This window comes from Nonomuraea sp. NPDC049419, from assembly GCF_040676995.1.
In the GTDB taxonomy this organism is placed as follows: Bacteria; Actinomycetota; Actinomycetes; order Streptosporangiales; family Streptosporangiaceae; genus Nonomuraea; species Nonomuraea salmonea.
Map to the genome: position 1 here is coordinate 1 of NZ_JBFAQB010000041.1, position 17,175 is coordinate 17,175.

Consider the following 17,175-nt stretch of genomic DNA (forward strand, 5'->3'; position numbering starts at 1 on the left):
GCCGACAGATCCCGTTGAGGACCACAAGGTCAGTCAGGCGGTGGGTCAGACCCTGACGGGAAGCGCTCACACCTCCATCATCACTGTCAGGCGGGGAATGGTGGGGTCGAACGAGCGGACGTTCGCCGCCGTGATCGGGACCGTGCGCTGCTCGGCCGGCAGCAGGTGCGGACGGACCGCCAGCGGCACGGCGAGCTGGACCAGCGCGAAGACGGCGAGCGTGACCGCCATCGCCGGCACGGTCCTGCGGATGACGGCTCCTGCGGCGACACCGAGCATGAAGGCGAACGCGGCGTACCCGATCGGCGCCACGCCGCGAGCGCCGAACAGCCGGGGATCGACCCGGGGGAGGAGGCCAGGGTCCTCCATGCCGACGGGGAGCGCGGCGACGTCGGCCCACCAGGTGGTGGGCACGGTCGTGCCGGCGACCGCGTCGAGCGGGCCGGCCCACCAGGTGACCGCCAGGCTGAGCAGCCCGGACGCGGCCACGGCCGCCGAACCGACGACCGCCAGCTTGACGGCCAGCCAGCGGGTGCGGGTGACGCTCTGGTTCCACGCCAGGCGGTGGGTGCCCGTCTCCAGCTCGCGGGCGATCATCGGGGCGCCCCAGAAAGCGCCGATGAGGGCGGGCAGCAGGTGGACGAGCGTCGCGCCGGCGTAGAACAGGGTCTCGTCGGTGGGGGCCACCCGGGAGAGGTGCCGCAGCGGCGGGCCGGTGACCGCCAGGGTGACGGCGACGGCGACCAGGAGGGCGGCCGCGGTCAGGGCATGGGGGCGGAACTGACGCCAGGTCAGCCAGATCATCGAACGATCTCCAGCGCCGGCCGCTCCCCGGGCCCCTCCGCGCCGGGCCCATGCATGCCGGATCCGGCGGGTTCGGCGGGCGGGCTCATGTAGGCGAGGACGAGGTCCTCCAGGGTGAGGGCGCCGACGGCCCAGGCGGGGTCGAGGATCGGCGCCTCCGTATGGACGATCAGCGTGCTCTGCCGCTCGGTGTGCGCCGCGGTGACCACATGCTGGCCGGCGGGAAGGCTGTCGCGGCGGGGCCCGCTGAGCCGGTGGTGCACCGCCAGCAGCTCATCGACGTCGCCGTCGAGCCTGACCTCGCCCCCTGCCAGGACGACCACCCGGTCGCAGACGCGTTCCAGGTCGGCGACCAGGTGGGAGGAGAGCACGACGCTGAGCCCGTGCTCGACGACCGCCTCCATGAGGTCCTGGAGGAACGCGCGGCGCGCGAGCGGATCGAGCGTCGCCACCGGCTCGTCGAGCAGCAGCAGCTCGGGCCGCTTGGCCAGGCCCATCGTCAGGGCGAGCTGGGCACGCTGGCCGCCCGACAGCTTCCCGGCCCGCTGCCGGGGGTCGAGCCCGAGCCGCTCGATCCGGGCGCGGGCGAGGGCGTCGTCCCAGCTGGCGTTGAGCCGGGCGCCCAGTTCGAGGTGGTCGGCGACGGTGAGGGCGGCGTAGACAGGGGCGTCCTGCGCGACGTACCCGACCTTGGTGAGCTGCTCGGGGCCGCTGCCAGGACGGCCGCCGCACACCTCGATCGTGCCCGAGGTGGGGGCCAGCATCCCGGCGGCCAGGCTCAGCAGGGTCGACTTGCCCGCGCCGTTGGGGCCGACGAGGCCGGTCACGTGCCCGGCCGGGATGTCGAGGGTGCAGCCGGTCAGCGCCGTACGCCGTCCGAACCTCTTGGTCAGCGCCCGCGCCCGCACGCTCGCGCTCATGTGGGCCGCCTCGGCGCCGTCACGGGTGGCGCGCTCACGCTATGTCCTCCTGAGCGAGGCTGCGAAAGGTGGTCATGAACAGCGCCTCGATGCTCTCGTCGTCCAGCCCGGCCTTCCTGGCGCGGGCCAGCCAGCGCCGCAACTCCTGCCGCAGGGGGCCGTGCGCGGCCAGCGTGGTGTCGGCCAGCGTCCTGGTCACGAACGTCCCCACACCGGGACGGGCGGTGACCAGCCCGTCGTGTTCGAGCTCGCGGTAGGCCTTGAGCACGGTGTTGGGGTTGATCGCCAGCCGCGCCACCACATCCTTGACCGTGGGCAGCTGGTCGCCCTCGCGGAGCAGGCCGAGGCGCAGCGCATGACGTACCTGCTGGACGAGCTGCAGGTACGGCGACAGCCCCGAGCGGCCGTCCAGATAGAACTCGATCACAACTTCCTCCATTTATCTATATTCATAGCACTATGGTGGAAGCCGTGTCGATTCGTGCCCCGGCTCAGCGCTGTGACACCTCCCGCGGCTCGTAGTGGTCAGGCCCCGGGCACCTCCCCGTCCGTGCCCGTTCACTCGCGGGCGGCGGCCAGGCGGTCGAGGATCTCGGCGAGCGTGGCGGTGCTGGTCGCGAAGTTGAGCCGGGCGAACGCGGCGGTGTCCACCGCCGTGTGCTGGGCGAACTCGGCCCCCTCGCTGAGCTTGACCCGCGCCAGCCGTTCCAGCCGGGCGGCGGGCGCGCGGCCCCCGATCGGGCTGTCGGTGAAGTCGAGCCAGCTCAGGTACGTGCCCTGCGGCGAGTGGTAGCGCGCGTCCCACGGCAGGCCCGCCGCCCACTCCTCGATCAGCCGCCGATTGCGTTCCAGGGTGCGCATCAGCTCCGCCAGCCAGTCGTCCGAACGCCGCCACGCGGCCAGGGTGGCGACCCGGCTGAGCGTGCTCGGCGTGCCGAAGAAGTCGAGCGGCGCGGCGGCCAGCGCCTCGTGCAGCCGGTCGGCGCCGACGTGCGCGACGGCGCAGCGCAGGCCCGCGATGTTGAACGCCTTGGTCGCCGACGTGGCCGTGACCGTGCGGGCGGCGGCCGTACCGACGGAGGCGAACGGCACGTGCCGGTGCGGCGCGAACACCAGGTCGGCGTGGATCTCGTCGGCCAGCACCACCAGATCCAGCTCCTCGGCGGCGTCGGCGTAGGCGCGCAGCTCGTCGGACGTCAGGACGCGGCCGGTCGGGTTGTGCGGGTTGACGAGCACGAGCAGCCGGCAGCCCTGCTCCCGCAGCCGGGCCGTCAGGTCTTCGGCCGGAGGATGCCAGCCGGTCGCGTCGCTGGTCATGGGCAGCGGGACGATCCGCCGTCCCGCCCTGGCGATGCTGGCCAGGAACGGCGGGTAGGCGGGCACGTGGATCGCGACGCCGTCGCCCGGCGCGGTGGCGTACTCGATCATGACCTGCAGTATCTGCAGCAGGTCGGTGAAGACGCGCGCCCGTCCGGGGCGGGGGCGCCAGCCGTGGCGGGCGGCCATGCGCTCCTCGAACGCCGCTATCACCGGGTCCTCGCCCGGCCAGTACGGGTAGCCGAAGTCCGCGCGGTCGGTGACCTCGAGGAGGCTCTCGCGGACGGCGGGCGGGATGCCGAAGTCCATGTCGGCCACCCACGCGCCGATGGTGTCCGGCGGCAGGGAGCCCCACTTGACGCCGTGGCCGGAGCGCAGGCGTTCGACGTCGATGGTCTCGAACGGGCCGCTCACTCCGCCGCCCCGGCGTGGATCGCGTCGCGCAGGATCTCCATCTGGCCGTGGTGCTGGGCGAGCTCCTCGTACACGTGCAGCAGCGCCGATCCCTGCGTCTGGACGTCGTCAGGGCCGAGGAAGCGGTCCGGCGGCGTGCCGCGCAGCGGGTCGGCGGGGACGGCCGCCCGTACGTCCTCGGCCAGCCTCGCCCGCACCTCCCTCACCTTCTCCAGCAGCGGCCCGACGGGTCCCGAGCTGACGAACTCGGCGTCGCGGTCCCGGGCCACCTCGCGTCCCGACACGAGCGCCCCCGCCCAGTACGAGGTTACGCCCAGGCAGTGAGTGAGCAGCGTGTACGGGGAGTTGGCGCCGGGCAGCGGCCTGATGTTGGCCCTCTCGTCGCCCAGCTCGGCGACGATCGCGGCCATCCCGTCAAGGGCGCGATCGACGTAGTAGAGGTACTCGTCCTCAGTGATCACGAGATGCCCTTCCATGCTTGTAACCGTCTTAGCTGGTGTACACCTTGCGCCATGGACCTGTAACCGGTCAAGATGGTGTCGTGGGTTTCGTCTTCGTCTTCGTCAGCGGCAACCTCGCCCTCGACTTCGCCGGCACGCTCAAGTGGCGCCGCAGCGACCAGGACGAGCTCCTCGCCACCCCCGCCGACCTGTCCCGATGGGCGGTCGAAGCCGGCGTGACCACCGAGCCGCCGCCGGTCGGCGACGCGGACCTACGGCGACTGCGCACACTGCGCGAGTCCATCTACCGCCTCGTCATCGAGGGCATGAACGACCGCCCCTGGCCAGAGGACGACCTGCACGTCGTCAACAGGGAGGCCGCCGGCGCACCCCCAGGGCTGCGCCTGACGCCTGCGGGCCTCGTCCGCACAGGCGGCCCCACCGCACTGGCCGCCGCAGTATCCCGCTCAGCCGCCGAACTGCTCGCCGAACTGACCCGGCTGCGCGTCAAAGAATGCGCTTTCGACGACTGCACCCGCCTGTTCATCGACCGCTCCCGAGGCGGCAACCGGCAGTGGTGCGGCATGGAGGAATGCGGCAACCGCGTCAAGGTCGCGAACTACCGCTCCCGCAAGAACGCCCGCACATGACGGGGCCGGGAAACCATACTCGATCGGCACCGCTACACCCCGGTCCGGGCTTGCCCGGCCGGGAACGCAACCGGTGCCGTGATTCCGCCGAGCCGGTTTCCCGGCAGAGCGTCGGCGGCTTCGTCGTGGGGGCGTCGGCATGGTGGAGCCGCACTCGGCGCGTTCACGTCTAGGAGATCCGCACCGGAGAGCACGGCGACGTCCCCGTCCCACGAGCCCGCGCGGCCAGAGGCCATCGTGATCGATTGCGGGGTCGTCACAACGACGACAACGACATCATCGACGCGTCGCAAGGAGTGCGAAAAGGCCAGGAAGCGTCGGCCGTTGTCTGGGTGAGGCCGCTGCCGGTGGCGCCGTACTGCTGGTCGTCCAGGCGCGCTCACCAGGGCCCTTCGCCGTCAGTAGGCGCCGGGATGGCGGCGCCCAAGACCGGGCGCCGGAGGTGCTCCGGCCTGAGGGCGACGCCGGTGATGCGGCCGGCGACGGCGAAGGCGGCCGGGATCGGGTTGTCGAGGTGGTCGTCGGCGGCCGGGTCGATGCCCAGCTCGCGAAGGTGGCGGTTGAGCCGGTCGGGATCCGTGCCGTGCCTTTCGACGGGGAAGCTCGGATTGATGTCGGTGACGTACGCGCCGTCGAGGGCGTAGGCGAGGGAATGCCGGGCGGCGTAGTCGTGACGCCTCACCGCCACCGCCTCACCGCCGTCCCTCGACAGGGGACACAGACCCTCCAGGTCGGAGGCCCGCCACCCGCAGTCCTCGACCACGATCGTCCAGTCACCCACGCGCCGGACGGTGACGATCTCCGGACCTTCCGGCTGCGAGTAGTCGTCATCCGTGATCATGCGGATGTCCTCGTCGGCGGCCCCGATGCGGCGTAAGACCTCGCGCTCGTCCAGGCCCCGGACGAACGCGACGGTGTAGATGTCGCGCAGGCGGCTGCCCTCCACCCAGCCGTAATCCTCCGGCGAGGGGCCGGGGGTGCGCGCGGTGGCGTGGACCATCTCGACCTTCTCGGCCTGCTCGTAGACCTCCGGATGCGCGGCGAAGAAGGCCTCGATGAGGTGCCGGGCGAGCCGGCCGCGCTCGCTGACCGGGTGGCCGTTGGCCGCCGCCCACTCCCGGATGCGGAAGGTGTCGGGGCGCTGCTTGAGGTAGGGCACGCGGTGCGGGGTGAAGTCGGCGGGCATGGTCGCAAGCTACTCCCCGGGTGCGACATTCCTGGGCATCAGCGCGAGCGTGATGAGGGCCGAGACGAAAGCGAGGGCGCAGGCCGCGTTGAGCGCCGGGGTGAGGCCGGTCAGGGTGCTCAGCGCCGGGCCTGCGAGGGCTCCGGCCATGTTCGCGGCGGCTTCGACGGTGACGAAGGCCGAGCTGACCCGGCCGAGCAGCTTCTTCGGTGTGGCGCGTTGCAGCCAGGTGTGGGTGGCGACCATCACGGTGACGCCCGGTATCCCGAGCAGGACGGCGGCGGTCAGCGCGACGGGCAGCGTAGCGGCGTTGAACATGAGGAAGAACGCGCCGGCGACGAATGTCTGGCTGACGGCGAGGGTCGTCCTGGGGGAGAGGCGGTCGACGAGGCGCCGGCTGATGGGCGCTCCCACGAGGAAGCCGAGGCCCAGTGCGGACAGCAGGTAGCCGACCTGGACGCTGCCGCCCAGGCGGGTCACGGCGAAGGGGATGAGCAGGGCGGTGAGTGCCGCGTTCGCGAGCAGGTAGGCGCTGTTGGTGGCGAGCAGGGCCCGGGTGGCCGGCGCCTGACGGAGGTGCCGCAGGCCCTGCGCGAGGTCCGCGAGCACCTTCTGCGTGGAACGTTCCGCGCGCGACCGTGTGGTGGTCCTGGCGATGGCGGTCGCGGACAGCAGGCTCGCGGCCATCGCGGCGCCGATGACCACGTCGATGCCTGCGGCGGCGAACACCAGGCCGCCGATCGGCGGCGCGCCCAGCCCGACCACGCCGGTGCTCACCGCGGCGAGGGCGTTGGCGCTGCTCAGGAGGGGCCCCGTGCCGACGACCTCGGGGGTGTGCGCCTGGGCGGCCGGGCGGAAGATCACCGCGGCGGCGCCCTGGCCGAGCATGGCCGCGTACACGAGCCAGATCGTCTCGGGCGTGCGGGCCAGGAGGACCGCGGAGATCGCCGCCGCGTGCACGAGATCGGTGGTGATCATGATGCGGGGACGGTCCCAGCGGTCGGCCACCACTCCGGCGAACGGCCCGAGCAGCAGCGCCGACAGGTAGCGGAAGGCCAGGCTGAGGCCGGTCGCGAGCACCGAGCCTGTGACGGCGTAGAGGTGGGCGGGGACGGCGACGTCGAGCAGGCCCGTGCCGAGGGCGGCGATCGATCGTGCCGTCCAGAGCAGCCGGAGATCGCGCACTCTCAAGGCCCGTAGCATGCTCGCTCCCCCGAATCTATTCTCCTAAGAGAGAAGCGCAGCGAGTTTTATTCTGTCAAGATAGTCCCATGGATCACGTCGAACTCGGCCGGCGCCTGCGGAGCCGCCGCGCGGCCCTCGGCAGGACTGTCGCGTCGGTGGCGACCGAGGCCGGGGTGTCGGTGCCCTACGTGGCGAATCTGGAGAACGGCCGCGGCAACCCGACGGTCGCCGTACTTGACCGGCTGGCCGATGCGCTCGGAACCCGCCTGACGATCACCCTCGCCGACCCGTCGGCCGAACCGGCGACGGAGGCGCCGCCGCCGTCACTCGTGGACTTCTCGAAGAGCCGCCGCTTCTCGCGGGAGGCCGGGCGGCTGGCCGCCGTCATGGGGGAGGATCAGCGGACGGTACGCGCCAAGCTCGTCGGCGCACTGGCGGCCGTCGCCGGCACACTCGAGCGGGACCTGCGCGAGGCCGACTGGCAACGCCTGCTCGACGCGCTGGTCCTGATCCTGGCCCACCCTGCGGAGTGAGTTCAGCCGGTGAACCAGTGGTTGCTCGACGGGGTCAGCAGGAGCGCGATGACGCCCACGGCCAGCGCGAGCCCGGCCACCGCGCCGACGCTGACTGTGCTCATCAGCCCCACGAGCGCGTTGGCCGCCAGCAGTCCCTGGATCGCCAGGCCCACCCACTGCACCCACCTGCGGCGGGTCCGCATGAGGACGACCACCGCCCCGGCGAGCACCGCCACGGCGACGCCGAGCGCGAAGTTGAGCACCAGAAGCCCGTTCAGCGCGAGCGGAAGCAGGACGAGGGCGCTCAGCATGACCTCCATGAGCACCTGTACGCACATGAGCACCCGGGCCGCTCGCACCGTGCCGGGCATGAGGTGGACCTGCCGCACGTTCACGTGGCCTCCGCGGGGGTGAGAGCAGTTCGATCACGATAGCGGCGGCTCCGCACCCCGGCAACGAGCAGTCCGTCAGCGGACGTCACGCAGGCGCAGGAGATGCCCGGTGATGTGGTCATGGGCCGCGGCGACGGCGCGAGCCGCGTGATCGTCGATGCCCTGCGGCGGGCGGGTGCCCTGGAACAGCAGCGTGGCGTAGCCGTGCGTGGTGGACAGGTGCACGTACACGAACTCGGCGGTGTCGGCCCAGGAGGTGTCGGCGGGCAGCACGTCCGCGGCCAGGCGCATGAGGGCGGCCGTGAGCCGGCGGCTCTGCTCCTGGACGGTCGGACGGTGGGGCTCGGCGAAGTCGTAGGAGTAGACGAGGTCGAGGCCGGTGCGGTGCTCCAGGACGAAGCGGGTGTAGGCGCCCGCGGTGGCGGCGAGCCGGTCCACAGGATCGGGTCCCGCCCGCTCGGCCGCCTCGACGAGAACGTCGGTGATGTCGCCGATGATGGCGGCCGCGCAGGCGGCGAGCAGCGCCTCCCGGTCGGGGAAGTGACGGTACGGCGCGGCCGATGACACGCCGACGCGGGCGGCGACCTTCGCCACGGAGAAACCGCTGACGCCCGATTCGGTCAGGAGCGCGAGACTCTCGCGGATCAGCTCTTGACGCAGGTCGCCGTGGTGGTAGCCGCGTTTCTTCGGCGTGGGTCTGCTCACGGCGAACGATTCTCCTCCCTTTCCAATGTTAGAGTGCTCTTACTTAATGTTAGAGACCTCTTACATCGACGGAGATGAGAACGCATCATGGAGCAACGGACACTCGGACGGCAGGGGCTGACGGCGTCGGCGCTGGGATACGGCGCGATGGGCATCTCCCTGGCCTATGGCCCGTCCGACGAGAGCGAGGGGATCGCGACGATCCGCCGGGCCCACGAGCTGGGCGTGACGTTCTTCGACACAGCCGAGCTGTACGGGCAGGGCGAGAACGAGCGGATCGTCGGCGCCGCGCTCGCTCCGATACGCGACGAGGTCGTCATCGCGACCAAGTTCGGCTTCGACTTCACCGGCACCAGAGAGGGCGGTGTCGACAGCCGTCCCGAGCACATCCGCGAGGTCGTCGACGCCAGCCTGCGCCGCCTCGGCGTCGACGTCATCGACGTGCTCTACCAGCACCGCGTCGACCCCAACGTGCCCATCGAGGACGTGGCGGGGACGGTCAAGGAGTTCGTCGACGCCGGCAAGGTCCGCTACTTCGGGCTGAGTGAGGCGGGGGCCAACACCATCCGCCGCGCACACGCCGTACAGCCCGTCTCGGTCCTGCAGACCGAATACTCCCTGTTCGAGCGGGACGTCGAGAGCCTCTTCCCCGTCCTGCGCGAGCTCGGGATCGGGTTCGTCGCCTACTCTCCGCTCGGCCGGGGCTTCCTCACCGGGCAGGCCAAGCCCGGCGCCGCGTACGACCCCACCGACATGCGCAGCTGGGACGCCCGCTTCCAGCCCGGCAACTACGAGAAGAATCTGGAGGCCACCCAGCGGCTCGCCGACCTGGCCGCGGCGAAGGACGCCACCGTCGCCCAGCTCGCCCTGGCCTGGCTCCTGGCCCAGGGCGACGACGTCGTCCCCATCCCCGGCACCCGCAGCCCCCAGCGGCTGGAGGAGAACATGGCCGCCGCCACCCTCACCCTCGACGACACCGACCTGAAGCGCATCGCCGAGATCCTCCCGACCGGCGGCTTCGGCGCCCGCTACCCCGACCCCCTGCTCCCCGCCTGGGACTGACCCCGCAGCGGACACACCCCGCCCGGGCGGCGAGGAGCTCATCCAGCGGCGTGAAGAGGACCTCGACCACCTCGTGCGTGCTGAGCGCATTCCGGATTCCCGGCATCGACCTGGTGAAATGAGATGCTGCTGCCGAGATGCGGCAGGTCGTCGGGGTCCTGCGGGTCGGTAGCGGTGCATCCCATGTGACGCACGGCGTCGTCGATGGTGAGGACGCCCGGGATGCTCGCGTCATCGGAGTTGGCAGTATCCGGTCGAAGATCGTTCCTCTTGACCGGCCTTGGGCGGGGCCCTGGTCTTCGGCAGCACCACCACGCGACCGCCCGCGACAGCGTCAGTCCTGAGCTCCGGTGTCAATGCCGTCGACGGTCAGGTCCGTCAGCGCCGCGATGGCCGCGGCGACGGTGGCACGCCCCCGGTTCAGCTCCGCGGCGATCGCCTCGGCCGCGCCCAGCACGCCGACGCAGCGGAGCCGGAGGGCTTCCCGCGTGAGCCCGGAGTACGGCCGCAGGGCGGTGACCATGAGGTCCGTGTAGCCGTCGAGCAGCTCGCGCTCGATCTCCTCCATCTCCTGGCTTCCCTTGAGCGCGGCCGAGACGGCGGTCCACTCCGGCATGTCGGTGGCGCAGGCGAAGTAGGCGGTGCTCAGGACGCGGGCGATCTCGCGGGGGTCGGCCGGGGCGTCACGCAGGGCCTCCTCCGAGGCGGCCCGGTGCCGCTCGTCGAGCCGCCGGTAGAGCGCGATCAGCAGGCCGGAGCGGGTGCCGAAGTGGTCGTAGACGATTGGCCTGCTCACTCCGGCGGCCTCCGCCAGGGTGAGCGGCGTGAGGCTGTCGGTGCCGTGGGCGCGCACGATCGCCATGGCGGTGTCGAGCAACTGCTCCCGCCTGGCCGGCTTGGACAGGCGAGTCGATCCCGTGGCCATCGTCCTCCCTTGCGTCGTCACTCAGCTTAAGCTACAAACTGAAACTTACAGAATGTAGGTTAGCGAGAGGGCATCACCATGGAACGCTCCGTACTGATCTTGGGTGGATCCGGCCAGGCGGGGGCGGGGACCGCGACGCTCCTGCGCCGGTGGTACCCGGACCTGCCGCTGACGATCGCGGGCCGCGATCTCGGCCGCGCCCGGCGGGTCGCCGACGAACTCGGGGGCGCGGCAGCCACGACCATCGATCTGCGGCGATGCGACCTCGGCCTCCAGGAGACCGAGGACTACTCGGCGGTCGTGGCGACGTTGTGGGACAGCCACCTGAACGGACTGCGTTTCGCACAGGACCGGGGCCTGCCGTACGTCAGCATCTCCAGCGGCCTGGTCGACATCGGCCCCGAGGTCGTCGCCGCCGGCCTGCGAGCCGGCGCGACGCCGATACTGCTGGCCAGCCACTGGTACGCGGGGCTCGTCGTCCTCGCGGTGCTCGGCCTCGCCAGGGAGTTCGACCGGCTCGACACCATCGAGGTCAGCGGCGTGCTGGACGAACAGGACGGCGGCGGGCCCGCGGCCATGGAGGACATGGAACGCCTGCTGGCCGCCACCTCGGCGGGGCACGTCCGCCGCGACGGCGTCTTTCACTGGATCAGCGGCCCCGACACGGAGGTGGAGGTCACCGGCGTCGACGGCACCGTGCTGCCCGGCCAGATCGTTCCCATCCTCGACGTGCCGAGCCTGGCCCTCGCGACGGGCGCGCCCAACGTCCGCTTCGCGTTCGCGATCGGTGAGTCGGTGGGCAGACGGCGTGGCGGGCCCGCGTCCGCGGAGGTCAGGATCGACCTCGAAGGCGTGGACCGCGCGGGCGCGCCGCTCAGGACGAGCCGCTACCTCTTCCACCCGGAGGGGCAGCGCCCCCTGACGGCGCTCGGTGTCGCCCTCGGCGTCGAGCGGCTGCTCGGCCTGCGCGGCGCCCCCGTGCCGCCCGGACTCCACACCCCCGAGGCGTTGATCGATCCCGGGTACGCGGCCGAGCGGATGGCGGAGATCGGCGCCACCTTCGATGGCGCTCTTCCATGTCCACTTCCGGTTGCCGCGACGGACTGTCGCCTTCAAAGCCGTCAGACAACGACCCCGTCGGCTGCGCTGGGGGGTTGACGGGGCAAATGAACGATTTTTTAATTCGCTCAAGGACGCACCCGGAACCGAGACCCCCAGCACAGACGGGAACGAGGCCATGCAGGTACAGAGCGGAGCCGGACGATGACCGTCGACGATCGCTTCGGCGAGGAGCTTGAGCAGGCGCGCAAGAACCGGCCCATCGGCACGGTCACCGACCCGGTCACCGACCCGGTCGGCGACTGGGCGACCGACTTCTCCCACGTCGATCCCGTGTGGGCCGCCGACCCCTACCCCATCCAGGACGACCTGCGCCGGCGCTGCCCGATCGCGCACACCGAGCGGTTCGGCGGGGTCTGGCTGCCCACCCGGTACGAGGACGTCGCGTCGATCGCGTACGACACCGACCGTTTCTCCTCCCGGGCCATCATCGTCAGCAACGTCCGCCCGCCCAAGGAGCTGGCGCCGGTGGGGGCGGTGCCGCCGATCTCCTCCGATCCGCCGTTCCACCACGACGCCCGCAAGCTGCTGCTGCCCGCGTTCACCAAGTCGGCGGTGGCCAGGCGGGAGGCGGCGACCAGGGCGTACTGCCACGCGCTCATCGACGCGATGGAGGGCAAGGAGGTGGTGGACGCGGCCGGCGATTACGCCCAGCACATCCCGATGCGGGTGATCGCCGACATGCTGGGCTTCCCGCCGGAGGACGGGCCCAAGTTCGCCGAGTTCGTGGAGAGCGCGCTGGAGAGCATCAACCGGCCGCAGGACGAGCGCATCGAGGGTTTCACCCGGCTGACGGACTACCTGGTGGCGCAGATCCACGACCACATCGAGCATCCGCGCGACGACCTGACCACGTACCTGATGAACGCGGAGCTGTACGGCAAGAAGCTCGACCCGATCCACGTGGTGGGCACGATGACGTTGCTGCTCATCGCGGGCATCGACACCACGTGGAGCGCGATCGGGGCGTCGCTGTGGCATCTGGCCAAGACGCCGGCCGACCGGGAGCGGCTGGTGGCCGAGCCCGGGCTGCTGCCGACGGCGATGGAGGAGTTCCTGCGGGCGTACGCGCCGGTGACGATGGCCCGCCTGGTCAGGGAGGACATGACCTGGAACGGCGTGGAGATGAAGGCCGACGACTGGGTGCTGCTGTCGTTCCCCGCGGCCAACCGGGACCCGGCGCAGTTCGAGCGGGCCGGCGAGGTGGTGATCGACCGCGAGGAGAACCGGCACGCGGCGTTCGGGCTGGGCATCCACCGGTGCGTGGGCTCGCATCTCGCGCGGATGGAGCTGCGGGTGGCGCTGGAGGTGTGGCTGGAGCGGATCCCGGTGTTCGAGCTGGCCGATCCTGCGGCGGTGACGTGGGCGGCCAGCCAGGTACGCGGCCCGCGCACGGTGCCGGTGCGCGTCGGCTGACCGCCCGGTGCCCTGGACGGGGACGGAGAGCGAATCTAGAATCCGAATCTAGAATTAAGCGTCCGTTCTTTTGAGGTGGGGTCATGCCGCATCGGATCTATGTCGACGGCGAGTGGGTACAGGCGAGCGGCGGCACCGCGATACCGGTGGTGAACCCCGCGACCGAGGAGGTCTTCGACGAGGTGCCGCGCGGCGGCGTCAAGGACGTGGCCCGCGCGGTGGAGGCCGCCGCCGCCGCCCTGCCCGCCTGGTCGGCCAGGCCGATGGAGGAGCGGGCCGCCCTGTGCGCGAGCGTGGCCGCCGCCCTGCAGGAACGCGCCGGCGAGCTGACCGAGATGATCGTGGACGAGCTGGGCATGCCGCTGAAGCTCACCAAGGCCATCCAGGTGGGCGCGCCGATTCGTACGTTCGCCTCGATGCCGCAGGTCGCAGGCGAGATCGCGGTCGAGGAACGGCTCGGCGGCTCGGTCGTGCACCGCGACCCCATCGGGGTCGTCGGCGCCATCACCCCGTGGAACTACCCGCTGCACCAGATCGCCGCGAAAGTCGCCCCCGCTCTGACGGCCGGGTGCACGGTGGTGCTCAAGCCCAGCGAGGTCACGCCGCTCAACGCGTTCGTGCTGGCGGACGTGCTGCACGAGGCCGGGCTCCCGGCGGGCGTGTTCAACCTGGTCTCCGGCACCGGGCCTGAGGCAGGGGAGGCGCTGGCCGGGCATCCGCAGATCGACATGGTCTCCTTCACCGGCTCCACCAGGGCGGGGCGGCGGGTCGCCGAGCTCGCCGCCGCCGGCGTCAAGCGCACCGCGCTGGAGCTCGGCGGCAAGTCCGCCAACGTGCTGCTCGACGACCTCGACGACGCCGCCTTCGAGGACGCCGTACGCAAGGGCGTCGCCGCCTGCTACCTCAACTCGGGACAGACCTGCTCGGCGCTGACCCGGCTGCTCGTCCCCCGCGACCGGCTCGCCGAGGCCGGGCGGATCGCCGCCGACGAGGCGGCCACCTCCACCGTCGGCGACCCGCGCGACCCCGCCACCAGGCTCGGCCCGCTGGTGTCGGGGCTGCAGCGCGAGCGCGTACGCGACCACCTGCGCTCCGCCGTCGAGGACGGCGCGACCGTGCTCACCGGCGGCCCCGACGCGCCCGACGGCCTGGAACGCGGCTTCTACGTGCGGCCGACCGTGCTCACCGGCGTCGCACCCGAGTCGCGCGTCGCCCAGGAGGAGATCTTCGGGCCGGTCCTGGTCATCCTGCCCTACGACGGGGAGGACCAGGCGGTCGAGATCGCCAACGGCACCGCGTACGGGCTGGCCGCCGGGGTGCGCGGCGCCGACCCCGAGCGCGCCTACCGCGTGGCCCGGCGGCTGCGCGCCGGGCAGATCCGCGTCAACGACGGCGCCCACAACGGCCTGGCCCCCTTCGGCGGCTACAAGCAGTCCGGGTACGGCCGCGAGTACGGCCGCTTCGGTCTGGAGGAGTTCCTCACCACCACGTCCATCCAGCTCTGAAGCCCCGGGGAGAACGAAACCGATGCGAGGCGTCATCCTGCGCGAAACCGGCAAGCCGGTCGAGGTCAGCGACGAGCTGACGATCCGCCGGCCCGGCCCCGGAGAGGTCCGCGTGCGGCTGCGGGCCGCCGGCGTCTGCCACTCCGACCTGTCGATGTGCGAGGGGCGGCTGCCCGCCCGGCTGCCGCTGGTGCCCGGACATGAGGGCGCGGGCGAGGTGGTCGAGCTCGGCCCCGGCGTGTCGGGGCCGCCCGTCGGCAGCCACGTCATCCTGTCGTGGATCCCGCCGTGCGGCGGGTGTGCGTACTGCCTGGGCGGGCAGCCCAACCTGTGCACCTCCGTCCGCCCGCCGGCCGAGCCCACGCTGAGCATCGCCGGCGAGCCCGCGCACGCCGGGCTCGGCGTCGGCTGCTTCGCCGAGGAGACGGTCGTGGACGCCCGCGCCGCCATCCCCATCCCCTCGGACGTGCCGTTCGACGTGGCCGCGGTGGTCGGCTGCGCGGTGCTCACCGGCGTCGGTGCCGTGGTCAACACCGCCCAGGTGCGGCCCGGCTCGTCGGTGCTGGTGATCGGCTGCGGCGGCGTCGGCATCAACGTCATCCAAGGGGCCGTGCTGGCCGCGGCCGCGCCCATCGTGGCGGTGGACCGCGTGCCGGAGAAGCTGGCCGCCGCCCGCGCCTTCGGCGCCACCCACACCTTCACCCCCGGCGAGCTGCGGGCCGGCGCCGACGAGCTGACCGGCGGGCTCGGCTTCGACTATGCCTTCGAGGTCGTCGGCCGCTCCCAGACCATCAGGCAGGCGTACAAATCGACCCGGCGCGGCGGCACCACCGTCGTGGTCGGCGCCGGCAGCGCCGACGACCCCGTCACCTTCAGCGCCGCCGAGCTGTTCGCCACCGAGCGCCGCCTGCTCGGCTGCCTGTACGGCTCCGGCGACGTGCGCACCGACTTCGCCCGCCTGCTGCGGCTGTGGCGGGCCGGGCGGCTCGACCTGGACGGGCTGATCAGCAGGCGCATCACGCTCGACGGCGTGGCCGAGGCGTTCGCCGCCATGGGTTCTGGGGACGTGATCCGGTCGCTCGTCACGTTCCCATGACCGGGCCGGGACAACCGGCGCCGCACGACCCCGGCGAGCGGGCTCAGCTCCGCTACGCCTGGCGGGTCCTGTCGGTCGTCGGCCTGGCCAGCATCCTGACCGCGCTCGGCAGTAGCTCGCTGAACGTGGCGCTGCCCGAGGTCGTCCGCAACTTCGACGCCTCGGCCGCCGCCGCGAGCTGGATGCTGCTGTCGTTCATGCTGGCCAACACCGTGCTCATGGTGGTGTTCGGGCGCCTGGCCGACATGTTCGGCCGCCGCTCGATGTACCTGTGGGGCCTGGCCACCTACACCGGCGCCAGCCTCCTGCTCGGCTTCGCCCCCGGCGAGTGGTACGTCGTCGGCCTGCGCGTCGTGCAGGCCGCCGGCGGCGCGATGCTGCTGACCAACAGCGCCGCCCTGCTCACCGACGCCTTCCCGCGCCGCCACCTCGGCCGCGGCATGGGCATCTACATCGCCTCCTTCTCCGTCGCCCAGCTCGTCGGCCCGACGCTCGGCGGGTTCCTGACGCACCGGTTCGGCTGGCAGTGGGTGTTCTGGTACAACGTGCCGCTCGCCGTGCTCTGCCTGATCTGGGGCGCGGTCACGCTGCGCCGCACGCTCGCCCGGCCGGGGGAGCGGGGCATCGACGTGCCGGGGAACCTGCTGGTGCTGGTGTCGCTGGGCGGGTTGCTGTTCGGGCTGTCCCAGGCCGCCGACTTCGGCTGGACCGATCCGGTCGTGCTCGGCGGGGTGGTGCTGTTCGTCCTGCTCATGCCGGTGTTCGTGGTGGTCGAGCGGCGCAGCGCGCACCCCGTGGTGGACGTACGGCTCTTCGCCGACCGGGTGTTCACCCTCGACCTGGTGGCCACGTTCCTCAGCACGGTCGGGCGGACGGCGGTCGTGCTGCTCGTCGCGCTGTTCTACCAGGCCGTGCACGGCGAGAACCCGGTGACGGCCGGGCTGAAGGTGCTGCCGCTCTCGGTCGCCATGATGATCGCGTCGATGAGCGCGGGCCCGCTGCACGCCTGGCTCGGGGCGCGGCTCGTCGGGCTGCTCGGCAATGTCGTCGGCACCGCCGGGCTGGTGGTGTTGCTGGCGTACGTCTCCGCCGACGTCGGGTACGCGCCCATGAGCGTGGGCATGGTGCTGCTCGGGGCCGGTGCCGGGATGTTCCTGCCGGCCACCGCCACCGCCATCCTCGACCAGCTCCCCTCCCACCGGATCGGCATCGTCAACGCCATGCGGCTCATGATCCAGAACACCGGCGTGGTGGTGAGCACCGCGCTCGCCCTGTCCCTCGTCACGGGGCCGCTGCCGGCCGCGCTGCGGCCCGCCGTGTTCGCGGGGACGCTGTCGCGCGTGGCCCCCGAGGGCATCGGGGCGCTGGTCACCGGGTACCGGATCACCTTCGGGGTGCTGGCCGTGGTGTCCGTGCTGTCGGTGCTGGCCTCGCTGGGCGGCCTGCGCCGCCGTCGCGTCCGCTCCGCCGCCACCCCCGCGCCCGCCGCCCCCGCGCCCGCCACCCCCGCGCCCGGCCCGCCCG

18 protein-coding genes are annotated in these 17,175 nt (G+C 72.1%); 8 read left to right on the top strand and 10 right to left on the bottom strand.

Annotation, left to right across the window (positions count from 1 at the left end; all coding sequences use genetic code 11):
- Nucleotides 1-66: 66 nt before the first annotated feature.
- From AB0K12_RS48125 to AB0K12_RS48145, 5 genes are all read right to left on the bottom strand, one after another.
- Entirely contained in the window at nt 67-804 is a 738-nt protein-coding gene (locus AB0K12_RS48125; RefSeq protein ID WP_364576064.1) for an ABC transporter permease subunit, read from the bottom strand.
- Nucleotides 801-1,724, bottom strand: coding sequence for an ABC transporter ATP-binding protein (locus tag AB0K12_RS48130; protein WP_364576066.1), 924 nt, complete (start codon nt 1,722-1,724; stop codon nt 801-803). The genes AB0K12_RS48125 and AB0K12_RS48130 overlap by 4 nt, the downstream gene beginning before the upstream one ends.
- Nucleotides 1,725-1,758: 34 nt before the next feature.
- A complete protein-coding gene (locus AB0K12_RS48135) occupies nt 1,759-2,151 on the bottom strand; it encodes a GntR family transcriptional regulator (RefSeq protein WP_364576068.1) in 393 nt (130 codons plus the stop codon).
- A 131-nt stretch (nt 2,152-2,282) separates the two neighbouring features.
- Nucleotides 2,283-3,455, bottom strand: coding sequence for an aminotransferase class I/II-fold pyridoxal phosphate-dependent enzyme (locus AB0K12_RS48140; protein WP_364576070.1), 1,173 nt, complete (start codon nt 3,453-3,455; stop codon nt 2,283-2,285).
- Nucleotides 3,452-3,931: a DUF664 domain-containing protein gene (locus AB0K12_RS48145; RefSeq protein ID WP_364576072.1), complete on the bottom strand. Its 480-nt coding sequence runs from the start codon at nt 3,929-3,931 to the stop codon at nt 3,452-3,454. Before AB0K12_RS48145 ends, AB0K12_RS48140 begins: the two co-directional genes overlap by 4 nt.
- A gap of 65 nt (nt 3,932-3,996) precedes the next feature.
- Between AB0K12_RS48145 and AB0K12_RS48150 the strand changes: the two genes are divergently transcribed.
- Nucleotides 3,997-4,545 (top strand): ABATE domain-containing protein, encoded by a 549-nt coding sequence (locus tag AB0K12_RS48150; protein WP_364576074.1) that lies wholly within the window; start codon nt 3,997-3,999, stop codon nt 4,543-4,545.
- A gap of 379 nt (nt 4,546-4,924) precedes the next feature.
- Here the strand turns inward: AB0K12_RS48150 and AB0K12_RS48155 are convergent, their stop codons facing one another.
- Entirely contained in the window at nt 4,925-5,731 is an 807-nt protein-coding gene (locus AB0K12_RS48155) for a histone-like nucleoid-structuring protein Lsr2 (protein ID WP_364576076.1), read from the bottom strand.
- A gap of 9 nt (nt 5,732-5,740) precedes the next feature.
- The gene (locus AB0K12_RS48160; RefSeq protein ID WP_364576078.1) at nt 5,741-6,922 is read right to left on the bottom strand and encodes an MFS transporter; all 1,182 of its coding nucleotides are present in this window, start codon (nt 6,920-6,922) and stop codon (nt 5,741-5,743) included.
- Nucleotides 6,923-7,002: 80 nt separating this feature from the next.
- On the opposite strand from AB0K12_RS48160, the gene AB0K12_RS48165 reads away from it, so the two are divergent.
- The gene (locus AB0K12_RS48165) at nt 7,003-7,449 is read left to right on the top strand and encodes a helix-turn-helix transcriptional regulator (protein ID WP_364576080.1); all 447 of its coding nucleotides are present in this window, start codon (nt 7,003-7,005) and stop codon (nt 7,447-7,449) included.
- 2 nt (nt 7,450-7,451) lie between these two features.
- Here AB0K12_RS48165 and AB0K12_RS48170 read toward each other — a convergent pair whose 3' ends face one another.
- Together AB0K12_RS48170 and AB0K12_RS48175 are read right to left on the bottom strand one after the other, a co-directional pair.
- Nucleotides 7,452-7,826, bottom strand: coding sequence for a hypothetical protein (locus AB0K12_RS48170; RefSeq protein ID WP_364576082.1), 375 nt, complete (start codon nt 7,824-7,826; stop codon nt 7,452-7,454).
- A gap of 72 nt (nt 7,827-7,898) precedes the next feature.
- Nucleotides 7,899-8,528 (bottom strand): TetR/AcrR family transcriptional regulator, encoded by a 630-nt coding sequence (locus AB0K12_RS48175; RefSeq protein ID WP_364576084.1) that lies wholly within the window; start codon nt 8,526-8,528, stop codon nt 7,899-7,901.
- An 87-nt stretch (nt 8,529-8,615) separates the two neighbouring features.
- On the opposite strand from AB0K12_RS48175, the gene AB0K12_RS48180 reads away from it, so the two are divergent.
- Complete coding sequence (locus AB0K12_RS48180) at nt 8,616-9,590, top strand: aldo/keto reductase (protein WP_364576086.1); 975 nt, start codon at nt 8,616-8,618, stop codon at nt 9,588-9,590.
- Nucleotides 9,591-9,924: 334 nt separating this feature from the next.
- On the opposite strand, the gene AB0K12_RS48185 is transcribed toward AB0K12_RS48180, so the two are convergent.
- Nucleotides 9,925-10,515: a TetR/AcrR family transcriptional regulator gene (locus tag AB0K12_RS48185; RefSeq protein ID WP_364576088.1), complete on the bottom strand. Its 591-nt coding sequence runs from the start codon at nt 10,513-10,515 to the stop codon at nt 9,925-9,927.
- Between the two features lie 78 nt (nt 10,516-10,593).
- Here AB0K12_RS48185 and AB0K12_RS48190 point away from each other — a divergent pair, with 78 nt between their 5' ends.
- The 5 genes from AB0K12_RS48190 to AB0K12_RS48210 form a co-directional block, all read left to right on the top strand.
- Nucleotides 10,594-11,673: a hypothetical protein gene (locus AB0K12_RS48190; protein ID WP_364576090.1), complete on the top strand. Its 1,080-nt coding sequence runs from the start codon at nt 10,594-10,596 to the stop codon at nt 11,671-11,673.
- Nucleotides 11,674-11,778: 105 nt separating this feature from the next.
- Complete coding sequence (locus AB0K12_RS48195; protein ID WP_364576092.1) at nt 11,779-13,050, top strand: cytochrome P450; 1,272 nt, start codon at nt 11,779-11,781, stop codon at nt 13,048-13,050.
- Between the two features lie 83 nt (nt 13,051-13,133).
- Nucleotides 13,134-14,555, top strand: coding sequence for an aldehyde dehydrogenase family protein (locus AB0K12_RS48200; RefSeq protein WP_364576094.1), 1,422 nt, complete (start codon nt 13,134-13,136; stop codon nt 14,553-14,555).
- 22 nt (nt 14,556-14,577) lie between these two features.
- Nucleotides 14,578-15,651: a Zn-dependent alcohol dehydrogenase gene (locus tag AB0K12_RS48205; RefSeq protein ID WP_364576096.1), complete on the top strand. Its 1,074-nt coding sequence runs from the start codon at nt 14,578-14,580 to the stop codon at nt 15,649-15,651.
- Nucleotides 15,648-17,175 (top strand): MFS transporter (locus tag AB0K12_RS48210; protein WP_364576098.1); only part of this gene is annotated, 1,528 nt, incomplete at its 3' end. The genes AB0K12_RS48205 and AB0K12_RS48210, both read left to right, overlap by 4 nt.

What these genes read in the sequence shown, in the direction of transcription:
- AB0K12_RS48200 (WP_364576094.1), top strand. Translation starts at nt 13,134, where the DNA reads ATGCCGCATCGGATCTATGTCGACGGCGAGTGGGTACAGGCGAGCGGC.
- AB0K12_RS48125 (WP_364576064.1), bottom strand. Translation starts at nt 804, where the DNA reads ATGATCTGGCTGACCTGGCGTCAGTTCCGCCCCCATGCCCTGACCGCG.
- AB0K12_RS48155 (WP_364576076.1), bottom strand. Translation starts at nt 5,731, where the DNA reads ATGCCCGCCGACTTCACCCCGCACCGCGTGCCCTACCTCAAGCAGCGC.
- AB0K12_RS48180 (WP_364576086.1), top strand. Translation starts at nt 8,616, where the DNA reads ATGGAGCAACGGACACTCGGACGGCAGGGGCTGACGGCGTCGGCGCTG.
- AB0K12_RS48190 (WP_364576090.1), top strand. Translation starts at nt 10,594, where the DNA reads ATGGAACGCTCCGTACTGATCTTGGGTGGATCCGGCCAGGCGGGGGCG.
- AB0K12_RS48130 (WP_364576066.1), bottom strand. Translation starts at nt 1,724, where the DNA reads ATGAGCGCGAGCGTGCGGGCGCGGGCGCTGACCAAGAGGTTCGGACGG.
- AB0K12_RS48185 (WP_364576088.1), bottom strand. Translation starts at nt 10,515, where the DNA reads ATGGCCACGGGATCGACTCGCCTGTCCAAGCCGGCCAGGCGGGAGCAG.
- AB0K12_RS48195 (WP_364576092.1), top strand. Translation starts at nt 11,779, where the DNA reads ATGACCGTCGACGATCGCTTCGGCGAGGAGCTTGAGCAGGCGCGCAAG.
- AB0K12_RS48145 (WP_364576072.1), bottom strand. Translation starts at nt 3,931, where the DNA reads ATGGAAGGGCATCTCGTGATCACTGAGGACGAGTACCTCTACTACGTC.
- AB0K12_RS48205 (WP_364576096.1), top strand. Translation starts at nt 14,578, where the DNA reads ATGCGAGGCGTCATCCTGCGCGAAACCGGCAAGCCGGTCGAGGTCAGC.
- AB0K12_RS48165 (WP_364576080.1), top strand. Translation starts at nt 7,003, where the DNA reads ATGGATCACGTCGAACTCGGCCGGCGCCTGCGGAGCCGCCGCGCGGCC.